The 19,842-nt window shown below is 41.0% G+C and carries 16 protein-coding genes and 1 pseudogene; 6 read left to right on the top strand and 11 right to left on the bottom strand.

The features are described from left to right. Positions 1-57 precede the first annotated feature (57 nt). Entirely contained in the window at positions 58-459 is a 402-nt protein-coding gene (locus tag DK187_RS20030) for a hypothetical protein (RefSeq protein ID WP_204355675.1), read from the top strand. 81 nt (positions 460-540) lie between these two features. Here DK187_RS20030 and DK187_RS20025 read toward each other — a convergent pair whose 3' ends face one another. The 7 genes and pseudogenes from DK187_RS20025 to DK187_RS19995 form a co-directional block, all read right to left on the bottom strand. After that, positions 541-1,764: a tyrosine-type recombinase/integrase gene (locus tag DK187_RS20025; RefSeq protein WP_111609076.1), complete on the bottom strand. Its 1,224-nt coding sequence runs from the start codon at positions 1,762-1,764 to the stop codon at positions 541-543. Continuing rightward, positions 1,761-2,231, bottom strand: coding sequence for a hypothetical protein (locus DK187_RS20020; RefSeq protein ID WP_111609075.1), 471 nt, complete (start codon positions 2,229-2,231; stop codon positions 1,761-1,763). Before DK187_RS20020 ends, DK187_RS20025 begins: the two co-directional genes overlap by 4 nt. Next, entirely contained in the window at positions 2,224-4,296 is a 2,073-nt protein-coding gene (locus DK187_RS20015) for a site-specific integrase (RefSeq protein WP_111609074.1), read from the bottom strand. Before DK187_RS20015 ends, DK187_RS20020 begins: the two co-directional genes overlap by 8 nt. Continuing rightward, positions 4,296-6,377, bottom strand: coding sequence for a hypothetical protein (locus DK187_RS20010; protein ID WP_111609073.1), 2,082 nt, complete (start codon positions 6,375-6,377; stop codon positions 4,296-4,298). Before DK187_RS20010 ends, DK187_RS20015 begins: the two co-directional genes overlap by 1 nt. Before the next feature lie 61 nt (positions 6,378-6,438). Next, positions 6,439-7,491: a recombinase RecA gene (gene recA / locus DK187_RS20005; protein ID WP_111609072.1), complete on the bottom strand. Its 1,053-nt coding sequence runs from the start codon at positions 7,489-7,491 to the stop codon at positions 6,439-6,441. Between the two features lie 121 nt (positions 7,492-7,612). Next, positions 7,613-7,813: pseudogene (locus tag DK187_RS20000) on the bottom strand (recombinase RecA); the annotation flags it as partial. Positions 7,814-7,917: 104 nt separating this feature from the next. Next, positions 7,918-8,418: a CinA family protein gene (locus DK187_RS19995; protein ID WP_111609071.1), complete on the bottom strand. Its 501-nt coding sequence runs from the start codon at positions 8,416-8,418 to the stop codon at positions 7,918-7,920. A 79-nt stretch (positions 8,419-8,497) separates the two neighbouring features. Between DK187_RS19995 and mutS the strand changes: the two genes are divergently transcribed. Then, positions 8,498-11,140: a DNA mismatch repair protein MutS gene (mutS, locus tag DK187_RS19990; protein ID WP_111609070.1), complete on the top strand. Its 2,643-nt coding sequence runs from the start codon at positions 8,498-8,500 to the stop codon at positions 11,138-11,140. Between the two features lie 184 nt (positions 11,141-11,324). After that, the gene (fdxA, locus tag DK187_RS19985; RefSeq protein ID WP_111609069.1) at positions 11,325-11,648 is read left to right on the top strand and encodes a ferredoxin FdxA; all 324 of its coding nucleotides are present in this window, start codon (positions 11,325-11,327) and stop codon (positions 11,646-11,648) included. Between the two features lie 560 nt (positions 11,649-12,208). Here fdxA and DK187_RS19980 read toward each other — a convergent pair. After that, positions 12,209-13,429: an EAL and HDOD domain-containing protein gene (locus tag DK187_RS19980; RefSeq protein ID WP_111609068.1), complete on the bottom strand. Its 1,221-nt coding sequence runs from the start codon at positions 13,427-13,429 to the stop codon at positions 12,209-12,211. Positions 13,430-13,591: 162 nt separating this feature from the next. Here DK187_RS19980 and ilvD point away from each other — a divergent pair, with 162 nt between their 5' ends. From ilvD to DK187_RS19965, 3 genes are all read left to right on the top strand, one after another. Continuing rightward, positions 13,592-15,436 carry a dihydroxy-acid dehydratase gene (gene ilvD, locus DK187_RS19975; RefSeq protein WP_111609067.1) on the top strand — a complete coding sequence of 615 codons (1,845 nt, stop codon included), beginning with the start codon at positions 13,592-13,594 and terminating at the stop codon, positions 15,434-15,436. 94 nt (positions 15,437-15,530) lie between these two features. Continuing rightward, the gene (locus tag DK187_RS19970; protein ID WP_111609066.1) at positions 15,531-16,373 is read left to right on the top strand and encodes a 23S rRNA (adenine(2030)-N(6))-methyltransferase RlmJ; all 843 of its coding nucleotides are present in this window, start codon (positions 15,531-15,533) and stop codon (positions 16,371-16,373) included. A gap of 21 nt (positions 16,374-16,394) precedes the next feature. Beyond that, the gene (locus DK187_RS19965) at positions 16,395-17,618 is read left to right on the top strand and encodes a sensor domain-containing diguanylate cyclase (protein WP_111609065.1); all 1,224 of its coding nucleotides are present in this window, start codon (positions 16,395-16,397) and stop codon (positions 17,616-17,618) included. Positions 17,619-17,696: 78 nt separating this feature from the next. On the opposite strand, the gene DK187_RS19960 is transcribed toward DK187_RS19965, so the two are convergent. From DK187_RS19960 to DK187_RS19945, 3 genes are all read right to left on the bottom strand, one after another. Further along, a complete protein-coding gene (locus DK187_RS19960; protein ID WP_111609064.1) occupies positions 17,697-18,122 on the bottom strand; it encodes a secondary thiamine-phosphate synthase enzyme YjbQ in 426 nt (141 codons plus the stop codon). A gap of 186 nt (positions 18,123-18,308) precedes the next feature. Further along, positions 18,309-19,259 (bottom strand): nucleotidyl transferase AbiEii/AbiGii toxin family protein, encoded by a 951-nt coding sequence (locus DK187_RS19950; RefSeq protein ID WP_111609063.1) that lies wholly within the window; start codon positions 19,257-19,259, stop codon positions 18,309-18,311. Beyond that, entirely contained in the window at positions 19,225-19,635 is a 411-nt protein-coding gene (locus DK187_RS19945; protein ID WP_111609062.1) for a DUF6088 family protein, read from the bottom strand. The genes DK187_RS19950 and DK187_RS19945 overlap by 35 nt, the downstream gene beginning before the upstream one ends. Between the last annotated feature and the right edge of the window lie 207 nt (positions 19,636-19,842).

Here is a 19,842-nt window from a genome sequence, read left to right as displayed (position 1 = left end):
GCTTCAGAACTTCTTATTCCTACCTATCTGCTAAAAAATCAGCTACTTGAAAGTCAGTTGAACCTTGATTTAATCAATTCAGTAAAATCAGCATTTAATACAAGTTTCATGATGACCATGCGCCGCATTATAGCCAGCAATCATCATATGGGACATTTTGTCATATATCGAAAAGATGGAAGTCGTTGGTTATTTAGTAAAAATAGTAGTTTACCTGGATGCTTCTACCCAGAAAGTACAGTTCCTAGTGGCTCAAAAATTTATGATTTGATTGTCAACGAAATTGATTCAGGCCCTGGTGAAGTAGATGGGCATGTATGGTGTAGAGAAGATTGGGCAGACAATTCAACGGTATATGAACATGCCTTTCATTATCATAACGACCTTTTCGTTAGTTTAGTTTGGTGGAAGGACGAAGAGCCTATTTGGCAGTGTATGAGTAATAACGAAGGTCTATAAACCACTTTCAGGCCCTTTAATTGAACTTACTAAGCTTTACTAGACGTCAATAACAAGACTCTTGATGTTACAATCAAGGAGTCATATATATTCTCTCAAATCTCTACTTGCACTTTTTCTTGACTTAAGATTTTCAAGCTCCCATTCTAACTCTTCAATTCTAGTCGCCACGGACTGCATTTCATCCTCATCCAAATCAACAGCTAAAGCATAATCTACATACCGTTTTATAGTTGTTGTTACAGATTGATGGCCAGCCTGCAGTCTTAATGCTTGCTCAACATTCCTAACATCAATTTGCTTTAGATCATTGCTTTCTCTTCTAATAATACGTTCGATTTTAATTAACCTTGCAGCAAACCTCGTTAAACCGAAACGCCTTAAAGCGTGTGGAGTTATCTTTGGGTTAAATGAAGTTAATACTGTATAAAATGTATTTTTGCTCATTTTTGGTTTCAGAGATCTATTACCCGCATTGATGAAAATATTATCAACATCACCACATTTCGTCCAAACATTACTTATAACGTCATCTCTCTCATATTCGATATAATCCCAAGTGGCCTTTATTAAACTTTTACTTACTGTAACCTTTCTGTGCTTTCCATATTTAGTGCCTCTATGAATGTATACTTCTGACATAGAAGAATTAAAATTATCAACTCGAGGTAAATCAGAAATTTGTAAACAAATAAGTTCTTGTGACCGCAATGCGGCCTCAGTCGCCCATCTAACCATCAGCTGATTTCGGACAGCCAAGAATTCACCTACAGAGTCCTTTTGATTTTTGACTTCTTTAGCGAGGTAGTCATTCAACTCTCTTATCTCATGGACGCTAGGGATATATTTCATTGGTTTTTGTATACCGCCTTTTAGAAATGGTATACTAAAATCGTTTACTCCCTTAGAAGGCTTTTTAACTATGATGTTGAAATCATTGTTTTCTGCTTTGTTTGGCCACCCAATCATATTTGAACAATAAGAAGTGTTGTTTTGACACCACCAATAAAACCTACATATCGATGATAAATAAAGATCACAACTTTCATTAGATAGGCGGGAAAGAGCCTCATCGCGATAACGCTCCATAGTAAAATTTGTTGGTTCAGAGAGGTAATCTATTTTCTCTGATTCACAAAAATTTAACCAATGAGCTAAATGGTCCGCATCAGCTCTCACTGTTTTATCAGCCAAACCAATATTAAACTTACGTTCAATTAACCATTCCGTCACAGGAACAACAGTTCTACCAGATGTGAATATAACCTTCGGGCAATTACAAGGATCTAATACCTTGTGGCTCATTTACCCTCCAGACTAATGATCTTTCTATTGGTGTTTTGATCCCGTATCTGCGCTTGAAAAATTTGATTTTTTCTCTTAACATCAATTAATTGTCTGCGAAGCTCAGTGTTTTCTTCAGCCTGCGCGTCCCTTTCTTTCTTTGTATTCTCCAATTCAACCTTTAGTTTTTTGATTACGCCTTGAAGCTCTTTATCATTAGATTGTACTTTTAGGTCACCTTTTTTTCGGCGTGCTTCACACTCATTTAAAAGCCCTAGAATACGTTTGTTTAACGCTGTACCACCTTTGATTGCCCTAGAAGACTTAGAAAACCTCTCATAGCGCCCCTCTGATAGAGTTACAAACCAGTTAAGGGAAAACTTAGTTGGAATAGAAAAATCGATACTAGAGCCATTTATGTAGCTTTCAAGAGCAGTTATTTTGCTCTCTATCTTCTGCATTAATAATGCTTTTAGACCATTATCCATTTTTTAACGCCTCAATCATGGGTGAGGATGAACAAACCAAATCTGTTACATTAATGTGATTAATTGGTTGGTCTACTGGAAGTAAATTAGGACAGCCTTCACAACTTCCTTTAGCTGCGCTAGAACATTGTATGGCTCCGTTCTCTAAGCATTTACTTCTATTCTTGATATCAGGAGTTAGGCCAAAGCATGCTCCATCTTTGACAAAATTTAGAACATACTTATCAACTAATTTACCTTTATCTTCCATTTTTGAAATACGCTTTTCGCTCTGTCCCTCAATGACTCCAAATAATTCTGCTATTTCATTACCAATCAACGATTTATCTGATCTGAAATCACTTTCAATTAGATCAATAATCCGTTCATTTTTAACTTGCTGCATCTCCCACTGACCATCGCTATCAGTGATATAATCCATTGTCATCTCAATAGACTCATGACCTAAAAACCAATTAAGAGTAAATAAGTTAGGGTCGCGGTATTGATAGTAATAAGCCATAGCTAAAAATCGCCTAAATTGGTGGTCAGCAAATATGAATGGATTACCGTCTTCATCTTTTGATTCTATTCCCACGTAGTCACAAAAACCATTGAAATCCGGCCATGCTCTTCCATGTTTAGAATTTGCATCAGTGACTTGCATAAGGTTATCAAACTGACTAGCGTCTCTTCCTTCCGCTGATAGATCTTCAAGAATAGATATTGCCTTAGCAACAACCTCCAAGGTTGGCAAAGCTCGTTCACCTTGGTTAAATTTCTCTTGGTCTACAATCAAATACCAAAGTCCTCCCTCTTGATAAGTGCAGCCAGATTTAAGTCCATATATCTCATCTCTTCGGCGAGCTGTAAATGCGAATATGACAAGTAAACATGCTGACACAAGGTGTTTATTAACTATTTGTTCAATAGATGTTTGTTTATGTTGATATGTTGTAATTGGGTGTTGGAAATTAACTAGTTGATTTTTTTTAATCCACTGAGAAGTAAGCTTTCTAGCATAATGTGATTGTGATTCAACATTCCCACCACCATCTCCCTCTTTTAGCCCCTCAAATTTTTCTTTATGGATTTGCTTAGTACGCTTAAAGTAGCAATGTAGCGGATTAGCATAATCAATTACCCAACGGATTGATTCGTCCATTACTGCATACATAATATTTTTTGGTATATTTCGGGTTTTTAAATTAGAAGTAGTCGCCTTATTTTTAGATAATTTAGATACTTTAATATCATCCATCCACATACGATCTATTCGGTGATTTTCTGTGAAAAGGTCAGGCATTAAATAAACTTGCCGCATTAGACCTGATAAAACTGATATCGACTTTCTAATAGTAGTTTCCGATTGAGTTTCAATATTATTTTTTACCACACCACTGCCTTTCAAGTCATAACCTAGTGGCTTTAATGTTTTATATTTTAGCAACTGATATTTAGGAGCATTTTGAAGAGCTCGCGCACTGACTCCAAGCTTAAAAGAAAACATATCATTATCAAATTCTTTTTTTTCAAAATTTGTCTTTAAATACTTTGTTGACTTCCTAATTTTCGTATAGGCCCCAATATTTCCATCAGAAATTATCTCATCAAATCGATTTACTGCTCGTGAATCTAAGTCCAAACGCACTACCAGTCCTTTTGTAGAATAATCAGTAATAAGTTGACTAATAACAGAACCATTAATACTAGATAAATTTGAAATATTAGGAATTAAAAGTAAATATCGATAAAAATTAAACAACATATTTGCTGCTTTATATAATGATTCCGCTGAATCTATCATACCTAGCTTTTTGTCTGTTGTAGAAGCCCTGATCAAGAGACTCATTTTTATCAATTCTACTGTGCCATAATAATTATTTAGCTTCTCACCATTCGGACCAACAGGTATGTTTTCCCAATCAATATCATAAGTCCTTTTCATGTTTTTAGTATCTTGCAATATCCAAATATCAGAATCATAAGAGCAGTCTTTGAACCATCTTATCTTTAGGGATTCAATATCGCTTCTAGTATTAAAATCTGAAAAATAATTGACGTAATTAATGATTGGCAATGCCATTAGATATTTACCTCAGCAACAGGAATGAGGCTTGCGTATGAGTTCTGAGTGAGTGCTGCTTTTTCTTGTGCCTCTCTCATTAATCTGGCATGCGTTGGGTCTTTTGAAAAGGTATCAAGAATGAGGGTTGTGAAAACATGCCATACTCGCCATTTATAAAAATCATTGTCGCTTAGAGTCTGGTTTAATTGAACAAGAACTTCATGCCACTGTATAACATTAGCTAAATTATTTATTGAAGTTACGAATACGCCCCTTCGCTGCTTGCATGTCGGACATTTATCTACCTTGTTACATACACTACCAGCTTTTGTTCCAGGTTGAGCGCCAGCGGTTGGATCAATGCAATGAATACCACCAAACTGTTGATTAATTGCATTTTGAGCTTCTTTTTGGCGCTGTTCCAAAGCAAATTCTTTATTTTCATTATACAAAATAGAATCAATACCAATTTTCTCAGCAAAACCTTCAATATCAACTGTAAATAATGCTTGGTACCAGTTAAGAAATAATCGTATTTCTTTATCTTGTTGCCATACTTCAGGATAATGATATGTATAGCGCTTACCCATTTCTAAAGAAGTGTGTTGACCTTCAATCATTACAGCTGTTGCGTCCCTAGTAACAAGCCCAGTAAGAAGAAGAGCACTCCCCCTGATCGCTTTAGGAGTTGTTTCCCAAGCGCCGCCGGACGCTTTTTTACAGAGTTTTTTAAAAATTCGATTAAAGAATTCTAATGACGGTCTAGTGGGTGCATAAACGCGCTTATTTATACTAATTTTTACATTATTTTTGTGCCATTGAAGAAATAGAAAATTTCTATCTCTTGGAATTACATCATTGAGGAATTTTTCACGACATTCAATTTGGTGGAGGAATACATCTCTTACAGTGAGAGTTTGGGGAGCAAGCTCATCTATTCTCATTGGAAGTTTTTTATATTTTGCCTCATGCCCACGCTGCCTTTTTTTAGTCCAATTAAGTTGAAAAGATTTTTTATCCAAATCGATTAGATCATCTTCCTTTAACCCCCAAACACTGGTTGTATTTGCATTAGTTTCAAGCATGATAAATGCGAATGCACAAACCATCCCATAATTTGAGCAACCAAGGTACCTTCGTATATGATCCCGATTATAGTTATATCTACTCATTCTATCTGGCAGCCAAAATAAGCTGTAACGAGAGTCCGTATTTAAAAGCAACCTTCCTTCGTTATAACGAATCAAATAATTTACTAAAACTGAAGTTGCGCATCCGCCTAATGCTTCATCATACAAGTGCATTTTTGTATGAGCATCGACGTTTGATAACATAGTTTTATGGAATTTATCGGCACAAGCACTTATCTCTAAGTCTTCAGCCCATTTTTTAGCTTGGTTTGTTGAGTCTATATATGCAATATAATCGCTAGCTGCTTGATCTTTAAGCTGAATTTTTCTATTTTGTAACGAGGAAATCACTAAGGATACTGGATTAAAATCAAAATCTTCTTCAGTATTCTCAAGTGCATTTTTAATCAGGGTTATAACATCCTCATCGAGCGAAACATCATTATCATCAATGGAATCTACAAGTTTTTGCAGATCATTTTTACTTCTATTTATAAGTCGATAAAAATCATTAGATAAAAATGTGGAACTCTGCCCAAGTCTTTGCTTGTCTTTCCATCCACGAAGAACAAGACCATGCGGAATAGTTTTAGTATAAGCTAAATACTCTAGAAGTTTTCTGACTCCCATTAATTGATTATTACGAGTCTTTAGTTGGTCTTCTTGAAAGAAAGTATCAAATATATCGTTTCTATACTCGGTTAATAAGTTTTGCCAAGCAAGATACTCTTCCGCTAATGATCCGTTATCCTGCCCAATATAGCTCAAAGCTGGATGGTTTGGCCTATCTGCTAAAAACCTTAGCCATCTAGTTATATGTTGGTAATAGGTTCTTTCGGTAGATTCTGTTTTAAACGTTGCATTAAGCAACCTCCAAGCCTTTGCAACATCAAGCAGAAAATCATTCGGTAAAGTATTCGAGTAAATAGAGAATGATCTAATCGTGGTAGAGTTTACTTTTACTTCCATAAAAAATAGGGGCTATTACTAGCCCCCACCAAATTAAATTACAAAGAAAGAACTTTTAAGCTCATTCTTGACTATCGGTATCTTCAATCACAATGGATTCTTTCTTTGTAGGGGTTTGGATAAGTTGGTTACGAATTTCTGTTTCAATTTCATTCGCAATATCTGGATTTTCTTCAAGATATTTTGCTGCATTCGCTTTACCTTGTCCAATTTTAGTATCTTTATAAGCATACCAAGCTCCAGCTTTATCAACTAGGCCTTGTTTCACACCTAAATCAATGATCTCCCCCATGTGATAAATACCTTCTCCGTACAAGATTTGGAATTCAGCCTGCCTGAAAGGAGGAGCAACTTTGTTTTTTACGACTTTGACACGAGTTTCATTACCAACAACTTCGTCACCTTGTTTCACTGATCCTATGCGGCGAATATCAAGTCGTACAGAAGAATAGAACTTAAGGGCGTTACCACCTGTTGTCGTCTCTGGTGAGCCAAACATGACACCGATTTTCATTCGAATCTGGTTTATGAATATGATCATACAATTCGCGTTTTTAGCGCCACCAGTAAGCTTTCGAAGTGCTTGAGACATCAAACGAGCCTGTAAACCCATATGGGAGTCCCCCATTTCGCCTTCTATTTCTGCTTTAGGCGTTAATGCTGCCACTGAGTCTACAACAATTAAATTTACAGCATTTGAGCGAACCAACATATCAACAATTTCAAGCGCTTGTTCACCAGTATCAGGTTGAGACAAAAGCAGTTCATTAACATTTACACCAAGTTTTTCAGCATAAGATGGATCAAGAGCATGCTCTGCATCAATGAACGCACAGGTATATCCTTTCTTTTGTGCTTCGGCGATTGTACTAAGTGTTAGGGTTGTCTTCCCGGAACTTTCTGGTCCATACAGTTCTATACAACGACCCAGAGGAAGTCCACCTATACCAAGGGCTATATCTAATCCTAAAGAGCCTGTTGATACACTAGGGATCGCTTCTCGTGGAGTATCCCCCATTTTCATTATCGCGCCTTTACCAAACTGACGTTCAATCTGAGATAAAGCTGCATCAAGTGCTTTTTTCTTATTAGCGTCAACCACTTTAGATTCCATTATATTCACCCATATTTTTTCAATATTCTTTATGTGTACCAGTACATCTAGACAAAAAGCACTTAGATCCAGTTTTATCAAGGACTAAATGGACATGTACCATCTTAGCTATAGTGCCTTAAAAAATTTCACAGATACGACCATAAGGAAGACCACCCGCACCTAGCGCAATATCCAGACCTAATGATCCAGTAGAAACCGTATCAATATCAAGCTTGGCACCTTCTCCCATCTTCATGATGGCACCTTTACCAAATTGACGCTCGATTTGAGACAGCGCTGCATCCAGCGCCTTTTTCTTGTTGTCTGCAATAGATGACATAATGAAATCCTTGTGGCTACTTTTCGTTGTGACTAATTGTCGTTGCGGGTAACTTTAGCGTTTTTTTTGGGTAATCTCAAGAAATACTGTATATAAAAACAGTATTATTTTTTATTGCTGATGAGCCTTTCTTTTACACCATTCAATGCCGCTAAAACAGTGGCCTCTCTCACCGCTTGACGATCCCCTGAAAATTGAAAACGCTCAACATTGGCGTCCTGCCCAACGACTTGCCAGCCGATATAAACGCAACCTACCGGCTTTTCTGGTGAACCACCAGCGGGACCAGCTACACCACTCACGGCAACAGCAATATTCCCCCCTAACGCTAACGCTCCGGCACACATCTCTTTGACAGTCTGCTCAGACACCGCACCAAAAGCGGATAAGGTTTCTTTTTTAACCGATAAACCACGTATCTTAGCGTCATTGGCATAGCTAATCACACCACCAAAAAACCATGACGAGCTGCCCGCTATTTCCGTACATACCGCACCAATCAAGCCACCAGTGCAAGACTCTGCCGTCACCAGAAAATCGCCTTTCGCTTGCAATAACACACCGACTTCTTTTGCAACGTGAGTCATTTTTTGCATCTGATTCATTCGTATTATCCCTTAAATCCTAAGAAAATATCCCGTAGAATACCCCTCTATTTTTTGGATCACAATCGAGCTAGCCTAAATGAGCAATACACCAGCAGACAATCACACGCCGATGATGCGCCAATATTTTGGCCTAAAATCACAGCATCCAAACCAGCTGCTATTTTACCGCATGGGAGACTTCTATGAACTCTTCTACGATGATGCCAGACGCGCGTCTCAACTGCTCGATATCACACTAACGGCTCGCGGACACTCTGGAGGCATGCCTATTCCTATGGCTGGCATTCCGTTTCACGCTGCGGAAAACTACATCGCGCGTTTAGTTCGCATGGGCGAATCTGTGGTGGTTGCCGAACAAACAGGGGACCCAGCCACCAGCAAAGGGCCGGTTGAACGCCAAATTGCTCGTATCGTTACCCCTGGCACCATCAGTGACGAAGCGTTTCTTGAAGAAAAGCGCGAGAACCTTTTATTGTCTCTTGCTCATCAATCCCGTAAAGGTCTCGATATTTTTGGCTTTTCTTATTTGGACATGGCCAGTGGCCGTTTTTGCCTATTCGAGGTCGATGGTCACGAAGCCCTTTCTAGTGAACTACAGCGTTTATCACCAAGAGAAATTTTGATCTCTGAAGATTTCCCTGCGCGGTCAACATTAAAGCTAGAAAAAGGCATTGCTGAGCTTGGCCCTTGGCATTTCGATTATGAATCCAGCTATCGTCAACTCATTCAGCAATTTAACACCAAAGATTTGTCTGGTTTTGGCTGTGAATCCCTGACAGCCGCGATAGCTTCGGCGGGGGCTTTGCTGCAATACGCCAAAGACACCCAACGCTCAGCATTGCCGCACATTCAATCGATTATGGTTGAACATAAAGATGATTCGGTTCTGATTGATGGCGCGACTCGACGTAACTTAGAAATCGACATTAACTTAACAGGTGGTACTAGCAATACATTGATCAGTGTTCTAGATGACTGCGCTACGCCAATGGGCAGTCGCTTGTTAAAACGCTGGCTACATACGCCAATTCGAGATCTAAATGAAATTCAGGCTCGCCAGCAAGTCGTGGCTGAATTACAAAACCCCCATATCTATACCACCTTTGATCAGCCACTCAAAAAAGTCGGGGATTTAGAACGCATATTATCACGAGTGGCGCTACGCTCTGCTCGTCCTAGAGACTTATTACGTCTACGATTTGCCCTTGAAGCCGCACCAGAACTCAACGACTTGTTAGCCAATGCGGCATCTCAGCGACTGCAGGAGCTTAATCAACGCATTCTGGCGCAACCCAATATTACTGAGACATTGGCTAAAGCCTTGGTCGAAAACCCACCATCGGTGGTTCGTGATGGCGGTATTTTTGCCAAAGGCTACGATGCCGAATTAGATGAGCTTTTAGCCTTATCGACCAACGCTACTGACTTTCTTGCTGAAATGGAGCGTAGCGAAAAAGCTCGAACTGGCATTAGCTCTCTAAAAGTTGGCTTTAACCGAGTGCATGGTTATTACATTGAAATTAGTCGCCTTCATTCTGACCAAGCACCAGTGGAATACGTCCGTCGCCAAACGTTAAAAAATGCTGAGCGCTTTATCACACCAGAACTCAAAGCCTTTGAAGACAAAGCGCTCAGCGCAAAGTCCAAATCGCTTGCTAGAGAGAAAGAACTTTATGAATCTCTGCTCGACCAATTAAATGAAGTATTAAGTGAATTACAAACCACAAGCCAAGCTTTGGCACAACTTGATGTGCTAAACAACTTTGCAAAACGTGCCGATGTGCTTAACTTTCGTTGCCCAGAGCTACACAATCGTGGCGGTATTCATATTGTCGCAGGTCGCCATCCCGTTGTGGAATCGGTTATTTCAGATCCCTTTGTGCCAAACGATCTTGAGCTGAATAAGACACGATCTTTGCTGATGATTACCGGTCCTAATATGGGCGGTAAATCGACCTACATGCGTCAAATCGCATTAATCACACTATTAGCTCACACAGGCTGTTTTGTCCCTGCAGAATCGGCTTCCATTTCCGTAGTCGATCGAATCTTTACTCGAATGGGCTCATCGGATGACCTTGCCGGCGGTCGCTCAACCTTTATGGTGGAAATGACGGAAACCGCCAATATTTTAAACAATGCCACTAAAAACAGCTTGGTCTTAATGGATGAAGTCGGACGTGGTACCAGCACTTTTGATGGCCTGTCCCTAGCTTGGGCAGCGGTTGATTATTTAGCGAACAAGTTAAAATGCTACGTCTTGTTCGCTACCCATTATTTCGAGCTCACCACGCTAGCGGATCAACTAGAAAACGCTGCCAACGTTCACCTGACAGCAACGGAGTACGACGATGAAATCGTCTTCTTACACAAGGTTCATGAGGGCCCAGCCAGTCAGTCATACGGCTTACAAGTGGCGCAATTGGCAGGAGTTCCTCGTGATGTAATTGGGCACGCCAAGCAAAAATTGACAGAGCTAGAAGTCGTTACCGGCATTGATCACGACCGTAGCCATCAGACAATGCCGGCCTCTTCATCTCCAACAAAGAGCAAGAAAAAAATTCAAGAAGAAAAAGGAGGATATCAACCTCAACAGGTGGATATGTTTGCTCAGGCAGAACAAAACGCCTTGAAAAACGCTATTGAAGCATTAGATTTAGATAACATGACGCCTTTAGACGCGATGAACGCTTTGTACAAGCTGAAATCTCAACTGTAGTCATTGCGGCCATTGAAAACGCTAGCACTTTGCATGGCATCAGGCTTTATGTTGCCATGCAAAGCTCTAGATATAAGCTAATAGCAGATAAATGTAGAGTATTTACGATTGTTGCTTGCCGCCAAATGGCCTATACCTCTAAAATAGTGCGCAATCATTTTTATAGCTTGTAAGGAGAAGTCGAATGGCTTTCATCGTTACCGATAACTGCATTCGCTGCAAATATACTGACTGCGTTGAAGTTTGTCCTGTGGACTGCTTCTACGAAGGCCCTAACTTTTTAGCCATCAATCCTGACGAGTGTATCGACTGCGCATTGTGCGAACCGGAATGCCCAGCCAATGCCATCTTCTCTGAAGACGAATTGCCTGAAGATCAGGAAGTATTTGTTGAACTAAACAGAGATCTATCTTTAATTTGGCCAAATATCACCGAGAAAAAAGACGCCCTTGCCGATGCGGCACAATGGGATGGTGTGGAAGATAAATTAGAGCATCTAGAGCGCTAACTTAACGCCATACCAAGATAGGACAAGCCAAAATATAAAAAAAGCGACCTTACGTCGCTTTTTTTATATTTGTCGTATCGAGAATAATCGACAAATAACAAATTTTAGGCAAAAAAAAGGGCGCCTATTGGCAACCCTGCTTTTTGCTGACATCCTGTCGAGCAACTCTTCCGATGAGTAAACGTCACTGTTCGCTTCATCATGAAGCATCCAAACTGTCCTTGCGCATGGCGCTATCCATCAAACCATGTTATTCCGATGAACACTCCCTTGCTCTTGAATATCCTGATTCAATCCTCAACACCATCAATGGCATTTTATCAAGCACTTCATGCGCTTTTCATCCATGAATTCCGTTTGGATAAGAAGCAATTTAACAGCTTTGAAAATTTTATCAAATGCAAAAAAAACGACAGGATTTATATTTTACCCTTATAAATCAATAGGATAAAAAATAATTACAAGAAACAATTACTTTAAACCACACAACAAACGGGAAACGCCTACAGACATGTAAGAAAAGGACTACAAAATAAACAATGCGATTCAAATTCTCATCGTCATACCGCGATAAGAAATTCATCTGTCCATTTAATTGCATCTAAATAGGTCTTCTTCAAATCGTCTAAGTCTTGAGGATTTTTAATGGTATGACCATTACCATAATGCTCAACCAGATCAAGCGCGTTACCTACCCTTCCAGATCGGTGAACGATGGCATTGATAAATTCGCTAGGCAAAGGCAACTCGCCTAATACTTCGTCTAATTGCATGCCAGTGCAAACATCAATCATCGACAACATTCCCGCTAAGAAGTATTTGTCCTGATTGTTATAACCTCGACTCTGAGCAAACAATTCAGCGTGCTTAGCACGTACCATAATTTGCTCAAGTAGGACATGCCTATCCCCCACCATCTCTGACATTAATAATAAATTTGTCAGCGATTTCAGCTTTTCCACACCAATCAACATAATCGCCAAACGCACAGAATCAACAGACGCAACCAATCCGGTTACTGGAGAATTTAAATAGCGCAACAGCTTATGAACCAACCCTGCGTCCTGGCTGACGATTCTTTCTAACTCATCCACACTCAAGGTAGATGCGTTTAACAGCGATGACATCAGTTGTAACAGAGTCATGCTGTTCACTTTGGATGTTTTACTAACAATCAGCTCAGGTTTTTCAAAAAAATACCCTTGAAAATACTCAATACCTAACAAACGGCAAAATTGATAGTCTTCCCATGTCTCGACCTTCTCAGCAATAATGTTGACATCAAATCCTCTCAACGCTTCAATTTGCTTATGAAAGTCATCCTTCCCTAATGCCTGCACATCCAGTTTTATATAGTCCGCAAGCTCAAGAAAGGGGGTAAATTTGCTATGGAAATGAAAATCGTCTAACGCGATTGAACAGCCCGCTTGCACCCAACGACGCAAAGAAGACAAAAGTACTGCGTCGAAGCCAGCATTCTCTTGCACCTCAATGACAATGTTTTCTTTATTAATAGGCATGCCACTGGGGCTCAACAAGTAAGCTCGAGGAAAATTAATAAACGCCTTGCTGGTACCAACAAGATTTTCCATACCCAGCTCAAAAAGACTGGTAGCCATCACCTGAGCCGTTGCCCCAACATCATCAATCACATCGGCCTGTGCCGCGACGGCATTTTTGCGATACAGCAGTTCATAGCCCATCACAGCAAGTCGACTGTCTACGATTGGCTGTCTTGCCAATGCAACATTAGAGTGGGCTGATAGTAGATTTTCGGCCATAGCATTTCCGTTTCAATAAAAGTATTAGTACTGATTGATACAGTGTCTCAATATTGCCTAAAAATTGCCATTGGGCATAAGCAATAATCTTGGTAACATGGACTCATTAAATCTGGGCAACTATATAAAGCAAAATAAAGCAAAAAATCTGTGGGGAAAACAATGCCAATATACCGTTCCAAAACGACCACCTCAGGCCGCAACATGGCTGGAGCTCGCGCCCTATGGCGTGCCACCGGAATGACAGACGATGATTTTCAAAAGCCCATCATAGCAGTGGTCAACTCTTTCACTCAATTTGTACCAGGTCATGTACATCTCAAAGACATGGGCCAACTGGTTGCTCGTGAAATTGAAGCGGCAGGTGGTGTAGCGAAAGAATTTAACACTATCGCTGTCGACGACGGTATCGCCATGGGTCATGACGGCATGCTGTACAGCCTTCCATCTCGTGATCTGATCGCAGATTCTGTTGAGTACATGGTTAATGCCCATTGCGCCGATGCTATGGTTTGTATTTCCAACTGTGACAAAATCACACCGGGGATGCTAATGGCTGCTATGCGTCTAAACATTCCGGTTATTTTTGTGTCTGGCGGTCCAATGGAAGCGGGCAAAACCAAACTGTCCGAGAACAAACTTGATCTAGTCGATGCCATGGTTATCGCAGCAGATCCAACGGCAACAGATGAAAAAGTAGCCGAATATGAACGCTCAGCGTGTCCAACTTGTGGTTCTTGCTCTGGTATGTTTACCGCAAACTCAATGAACTGCCTAACCGAAGCGCTTGGTCTAAGTTTACCGGGTAACGGCACGACATTAGCCACTCACTCAGATCGTCGCCGTTTGTTCTTAGAAGCAGGTCGTCGCATCGTAGATATCACCAAACGTTTCTACGAAAACGATGAAGCAAACTGGGCACCACGCTCTATCGCAAGCTTCGAGGCCTTTGAAAATGCCATGACGTTAGACATCGCCATGGGGGGATCAACCAATACGATTCTTCACCTGTTGGCCATTGCCCATGAAGCAGGCGTGGATTTTACGATGAAAGACATAGACCGCTTATCTCGTAAAGTGCCTCAACTATGTAAAGTAGCGCCAAACTCGCCTAAGTATCACGTTGAAGATGTGCACCGCGCTGGCGGTATTTTTGCCTTGTTGGGCGAGCTTGATCGTGCGGGTATTTTACACAACCAATGCCACACAGTGCATTCTAAAACAATGGAAGAAGCACTTGAGACGTGGGACATCATGCGCTCACCAACGCCTGAAGTGATCGAATTCTACAAAGCAGGCCCTGCTGGCATTCCAACGCAAACCGCGTTCAGCCAATCTACTCGTTGGCCTTCTCTAGATGGTGATCGTGCAGAAGGCTGCATTCGCTCTATCGAAAACGCTTTTTCCATCGAAGGGGGCTTAGCCGTACTTTATGGCAACATTGCTGTTGATGGTTGTGTGGTAAAAAGTGCCGGTGTAGACGAATCGATTCTGGTGTTTGAAGGCCGTGCTCACGTAACGGAATCTCAAGACGAAGCCGTTAAGAACATTCTTGATGATAAAGTGGAAGCCGGTGACATTGTCATCGTTCGCTACGAAGGTCCTAAAGGTGGACCAGGCATGCAAGAAATGCTTTACCCAACGTCTTACATAAAATCGAAAGGCCTAGGCAAAGCCTGTGCTTTGCTGACCGATGGTCGTTTCTCTGGCGGCACATCCGGTTTGTCTATCGGTCACGTTTCTCCAGAAGCGGCTGCCGGCGGTGCAATCGGTCTGGTTGAAAATGGCGACCGTATTTTGATAGACATTCCAAATCGTACAATCAATGTTTTGCTTAGCGATGAAGAGCTACAAAACCGTCGCGATGCGATGAACGCCAAAGGCGCAAATGCTTGGAAACCAGTAGAAGAACGTCCACGTAAAGTTTCTCCAGCATTAAAAGTGTACGCACACTTTGCTACCAGCGCAGACAAAGGGGCAGTACGTGATATTAGTCAAATCGACTAATATCTAAACAGCAACATGCCAAAGGCCGCTTTGCCAAACCTAGGCGTTGCGGCCTTTTTCATTCACTATACATTTATTCATCACAGGAAAAACAATGCTCAGCTACCGCCATATTTATCATGCAGGCAACCACGCTGATATTTTAAAACATTTGACAGTCAGTCAAATATGTCGCCATTTTATAAAAAAGGACGCGCCCTTTTTCTATTTGGATACACACGCTGGCATTGGTCAATACTCACTGAACTCCGAACAAGCGCAAAAAAATAAAGAATTCCACTCAGGTATCGCACGACTATTAACCGAAGACCATCTTCCAGAACCACTGGAAGGACTTTTAGACATAGTGAAAGACATGAACCCAACGGATACGTTGGAGTTTTATCCCGGTAGCCCCAAAATTGTCGATTACTACGTTCGTACAAAAGACAAACTGCACTTATGTGAACTACATCCAAACGACTACCCAATTTTGGCTGCTCTTTTTCCTAATAAACGCAAAGCCAACGTAGTTAAAGACAATGGCTTCGCCGCTGTTAAAGCCATGCTACCACCGCCGCAAAAGCGCGGCTTTGTGTTAATGGACCCGCCTTATGAAGTAAAAAAAGATTATCAATATGTGGTTCAAGCATTAGAAGACGGTTACAAGCGCTTTCCTCAGGGAACGTATGCCATTTGGTATCCGGTATTAAACCGTAGACAAGCTGACGATCTTTTGAAATCGGTAAAATCGACCAATATTCGCAATGTTCTTTTACTGGAACTTTGCATTAGAAACACAGAACAAGAGCGCGGCATGGCTGGAAGCGGTATGATAATCGTTAATCCACCTTGGACATTAGAAAAAGAAGCCAGAGAATGCTTACCTGTTTTAAGCAAATTATTAGCAGAAGATAATGAGGCGGGCTACCAAGTTACTTGGATCACCCCAGAATGATCACCTTTAGAGGAGCGTGTCATGAACACCCCTTTCGAACTCGCGTTTAAATACATGCCAACGCCTGCTTTTATCATAGAAAGCGCGACGGGCAAGCTTATGTCGTACAATCGCAATTTTGAAATCTTGTTTGAAAATTTTAATGCGACGCCTTCGAGCACATGGGAATCCCTTTGTGAAGACGCTGCCTCGCCAGATGACTGGCTCACACTGAATAAAAAAATCCAAAACGGCAGCATTGAACGCTGTGAAAGCTTGATTCGTGTTGGTGACAAGCTCATTAATATGCAGCTTGAAATGCGACATCTTGGTGAGTCTGTATTAGCGTGTGTTTATAACACAGACCACATGGACCTTTCCGCCGCCGAAAACACTCTGCTCAAATTTGCCCTAACGGAATCGTCTGCTGGATTATGGATATGGGAGACAGAGTCGGACTTAGTCTCTTGCTCAAAATCCATTGCAACACTGTTGAACTACCCTCTTGATAAAACACCTCGCTCAACGGTTGAATGGCACAAAATCGTCCACCCTGACGATGTCAAAAAATTAGCCACTGTCGTTAATGAGCACGTTGCTTTAAATCAAGATTATTACGAGGTGGAATATCGTATCTTAACAGGAGATCAACGCTACCTGTGGGTAAAAGAACGTGGCCGAAGCTATACAAAAGGGCCTGATGGCAGTATCAAAAAGATCATTGGCTTTATGGTCGATATCAGCCACCAAAAGGCATTAGAAGAGCATTTACGCAACCAAGCGACGTTTGATGAACTAACAGGTTTGCTAACCCGTGGCGCGGCGCTAACGCATTTTAAAAAGCAGCTCGGTTTGGCAAAACGCCAATATACACCATTGACCATGGCGAAAATCAACTTGGATGCCAATGAACGTCTAAGTAAGTTGCCCATGGAAGCACGCAACATCGCTATCCAAACATCCGCCCGTTACATCTATAAAAAGATCCGCGAAGCGGATGTATTAGCGCGAGTAGAACCTGACAAACTGCTTTTATTACTGCCTAATACTAGCGTCAAAGATGCGAAGACCTTGTTAAAACACCTCATCACCCCGACGGAAGACGAAAAATCTATTTTATTCGAAGGCAACTCCGATCCAATGGATTTCTGTATCGGCATCGCCGCCTTTCCAGAAGATGGTGAAACCATAGAAGAACTTGCCCTCAGCGCAAACCAAGCGGTTGAAAACGGCCAAGCCACTTGCAAGCAAATCATGGTTAATTAAGACGCTAGACCTAAAAGACACCACTTTTCAGTGAAACTGGTGTCTTTTATCAATCTACGGCACTTGTCTAAATAGTCACTAGCAAGGTTCCCCTTGCAATGTCAGCACTATCCGCCTATTGCCTCCATGATCTCGATGCTCACCTAAGTACACCCCTTGCCAAACACCTAAATACAAGCTTTTATTCCGAATGGGAATGGTCAGGGATGATCCCAGCATACTGGCTTTGATGTGAGCCGGCATGTCATCACTACCTTCATAAATGTGCTCATAATAGGGCTGATCTTCTGGCACCATGTGTGAAAAATGTCTTTCCATGTCTCGGCGGACGGAAGGATCGGCATTTTCGTTGATCGTCAGCGATGCGGAGGTATGCAGTAACTGAATATGCAACAAGCCTATCGAAACGGGTGACAGCTTAGCTAAAGCCGCCTCCACCTGATCGGTGATCAAATGAAAGCCTCGACGCATCGCTGGCAATTGAAACTCAACTTGTTGCCACATAACGAATTACTCTGCGCTGGTTCTTTGGTAAACAGAAAAACGGTAGTCGTATGGATTCGGGCCTTCCGCCGCAACTTACCAAAGGTTCAAAATTAAAGGCACTTATAGGAATTTTACCAAATAGTACCCCAATACACACTGACGCCACCTAGTAAAAATCATAATTAACTACGATTCACTCTTATTTCAAAAAAGGCGTGCAGTTGACTCCAGACTACTGATAGCTCTACTAAAATCTATCTGCTCATCATCATTCGCATAGGACATAGCTTCAGCGAATCGGCTATATTCCTCCGCGTACAAAGAATCAACTTTAAGAGCTCCAACTGCTAACGACACACTCTTTGCAAAACTGCCATTAACCTCTCTATTTGGTATCCTCTGATCTACGTTAAATGAGTTAATAGCAATTTTTTTAAATAGTTGAGGGTCTTTTGATATTTCCTGCTCCAACGCGCAAAGATCATGAATATGCCTTACAAGAGTCGGATCATCATTCCCACTATCACGGGAACGTGTCAAGACTCTCCATGTTAACGCACTTAATTTATCTGCTGCAATTTCAATAGGTTGCATACAAAGAATGCTTGTTTCCGGCTGTTCTCCTAAAAACTCATTAACCATGGAGGTAATTGGTCTTAATTCTGGGGGCAATAAAGGGACGGTGAAGCTAAACTCTAATTCTAGATCTCTTCGTAACGAGTTATGAGAGTCTGTTGCTTTTGGATACTGCAAAGGAAACTTAAAGAAACTACCGCCTTGCTTTATTGTGTTTTGATCAAAACCAAGAAAACCATCGATAGTCAAAGAGCTCGTCAGTAAGTCCCTAAGATTACTTTTACACCTACGTTTTTGTCCTTGCGACAATACATCTGATAAATAATGGCACCTAAAATCCAAATCCTCAGAAAATCTTTGAATTAATTTATAACCTTTAGACAAGCTTGTACCACCTGAAAATATCGTTTGAATATCAACGATATCTGAAGCTTTTGAGGAGATTATTTTAAGAGCCTGCACTGCAAACCAATCTTTCTCAATGAAGGCCTCACTAACGTTAAGATATGAGGCAACTTCTTGAATTAAATCTTGGGGAGGTAGCTTAGCGAACTCGTTGGTATTTGATAGTTGTTCCATTTAAACTCATTCGCCTAGTAACTCTTCCTTGTACCGCGATAACGCGGCCAGTAGGTACTTGAGTTGTTTGATTTTGGTTGTATTGTGTTTGCTCTTTTGAATCTACAACTTTTACATTCAACTTCTGTAAAGCTTCAACTGCTAGATCTGTAAGAGGCCTTACAGGCAGAACTTTATCTGTGTATTTTGATGCTTTCGCCTTTGCGTACAGACCTTGCCCAAAGCGAACGAGTCGCTGCTCTGCAACCAGTGCTCTCAGTGCTCTGCCTATCTGGTCTCTATCTGACAGGTCAAAGAAATCTCTTGGAGTAAAAACATCGGATTTACTTCGCTTAATGCGGTAACTAACTTTGCTTTTTAGTGTTTTTACAGCCACATTAACCTCCAATAAATACAGTTATACTGCACAAATATACGACACCCACTAGAACAAATATACGACAATAATATAAGATGTTCAACTGAATAAAAAACAACAAAAAAGTATAAACTGCCTTAATCTCTCACTTCGTCTCAGGCAATTGAAACTCAACTTGTTGCCACATAACGAATTACTCTGCGCTGGTTCTTTGGTAAACAGAAA

The organism is Marinomonas arctica (genome assembly GCF_003259225.1).
Taxonomy (GTDB): Bacteria; Pseudomonadota; Gammaproteobacteria; order Pseudomonadales; family Marinomonadaceae; genus Marinomonas; species Marinomonas arctica.
Note: the sequence above shows the minus strand (reverse complement) of the source record. Positions and strands in the feature narration are given on the sequence as shown.

Bases quoted from the DNA above. Each gene is read 5' to 3' on its own strand.
- DK187_RS20025 (WP_111609076.1), bottom strand. From the start codon at position 1,764: ATGAGCCACAAGGTATTAGATCCTTGTAATTGCCCGAAGGTTATATTC.
- DK187_RS20020 (WP_111609075.1), bottom strand. From the start codon at position 2,231: ATGGATAATGGTCTAAAAGCATTATTAATGCAGAAGATAGAGAGCAAA.
- DK187_RS20015 (WP_111609074.1), bottom strand. From the start codon at position 4,296: ATGGCATTGCCAATCATTAATTACGTCAATTATTTTTCAGATTTTAAT.
- DK187_RS20010 (WP_111609073.1), bottom strand. From the start codon at position 6,377: ATGGAAGTAAAAGTAAACTCTACCACGATTAGATCATTCTCTATTTAC.
- recA (WP_111609072.1), bottom strand. From the start codon at position 7,491: ATGGAATCTAAAGTGGTTGACGCTAATAAGAAAAAAGCACTTGATGCA.
- DK187_RS19995 (WP_111609071.1), bottom strand. From the start codon at position 8,418: ATGAATCAGATGCAAAAAATGACTCACGTTGCAAAAGAAGTCGGTGTG.
- mutS (WP_111609070.1), top strand. From the start codon at position 8,498: ATGAGCAATACACCAGCAGACAATCACACGCCGATGATGCGCCAATAT.
- fdxA (WP_111609069.1), top strand. From the start codon at position 11,325: ATGGCTTTCATCGTTACCGATAACTGCATTCGCTGCAAATATACTGAC.
- DK187_RS19980 (WP_111609068.1), bottom strand. From the start codon at position 13,429: ATGGCCGAAAATCTACTATCAGCCCACTCTAATGTTGCATTGGCAAGA.
- ilvD (WP_111609067.1), top strand. From the start codon at position 13,592: ATGCCAATATACCGTTCCAAAACGACCACCTCAGGCCGCAACATGGCT.
- DK187_RS19970 (WP_111609066.1), top strand. From the start codon at position 15,531: ATGCTCAGCTACCGCCATATTTATCATGCAGGCAACCACGCTGATATT.
- DK187_RS19965 (WP_111609065.1), top strand. From the start codon at position 16,395: ATGAACACCCCTTTCGAACTCGCGTTTAAATACATGCCAACGCCTGCT.
- DK187_RS19960 (WP_111609064.1), bottom strand. From the start codon at position 18,122: ATGTGGCAACAAGTTGAGTTTCAATTGCCAGCGATGCGTCGAGGCTTT.
- DK187_RS19950 (WP_111609063.1), bottom strand. From the start codon at position 19,259: ATGGAACAACTATCAAATACCAACGAGTTCGCTAAGCTACCTCCCCAA.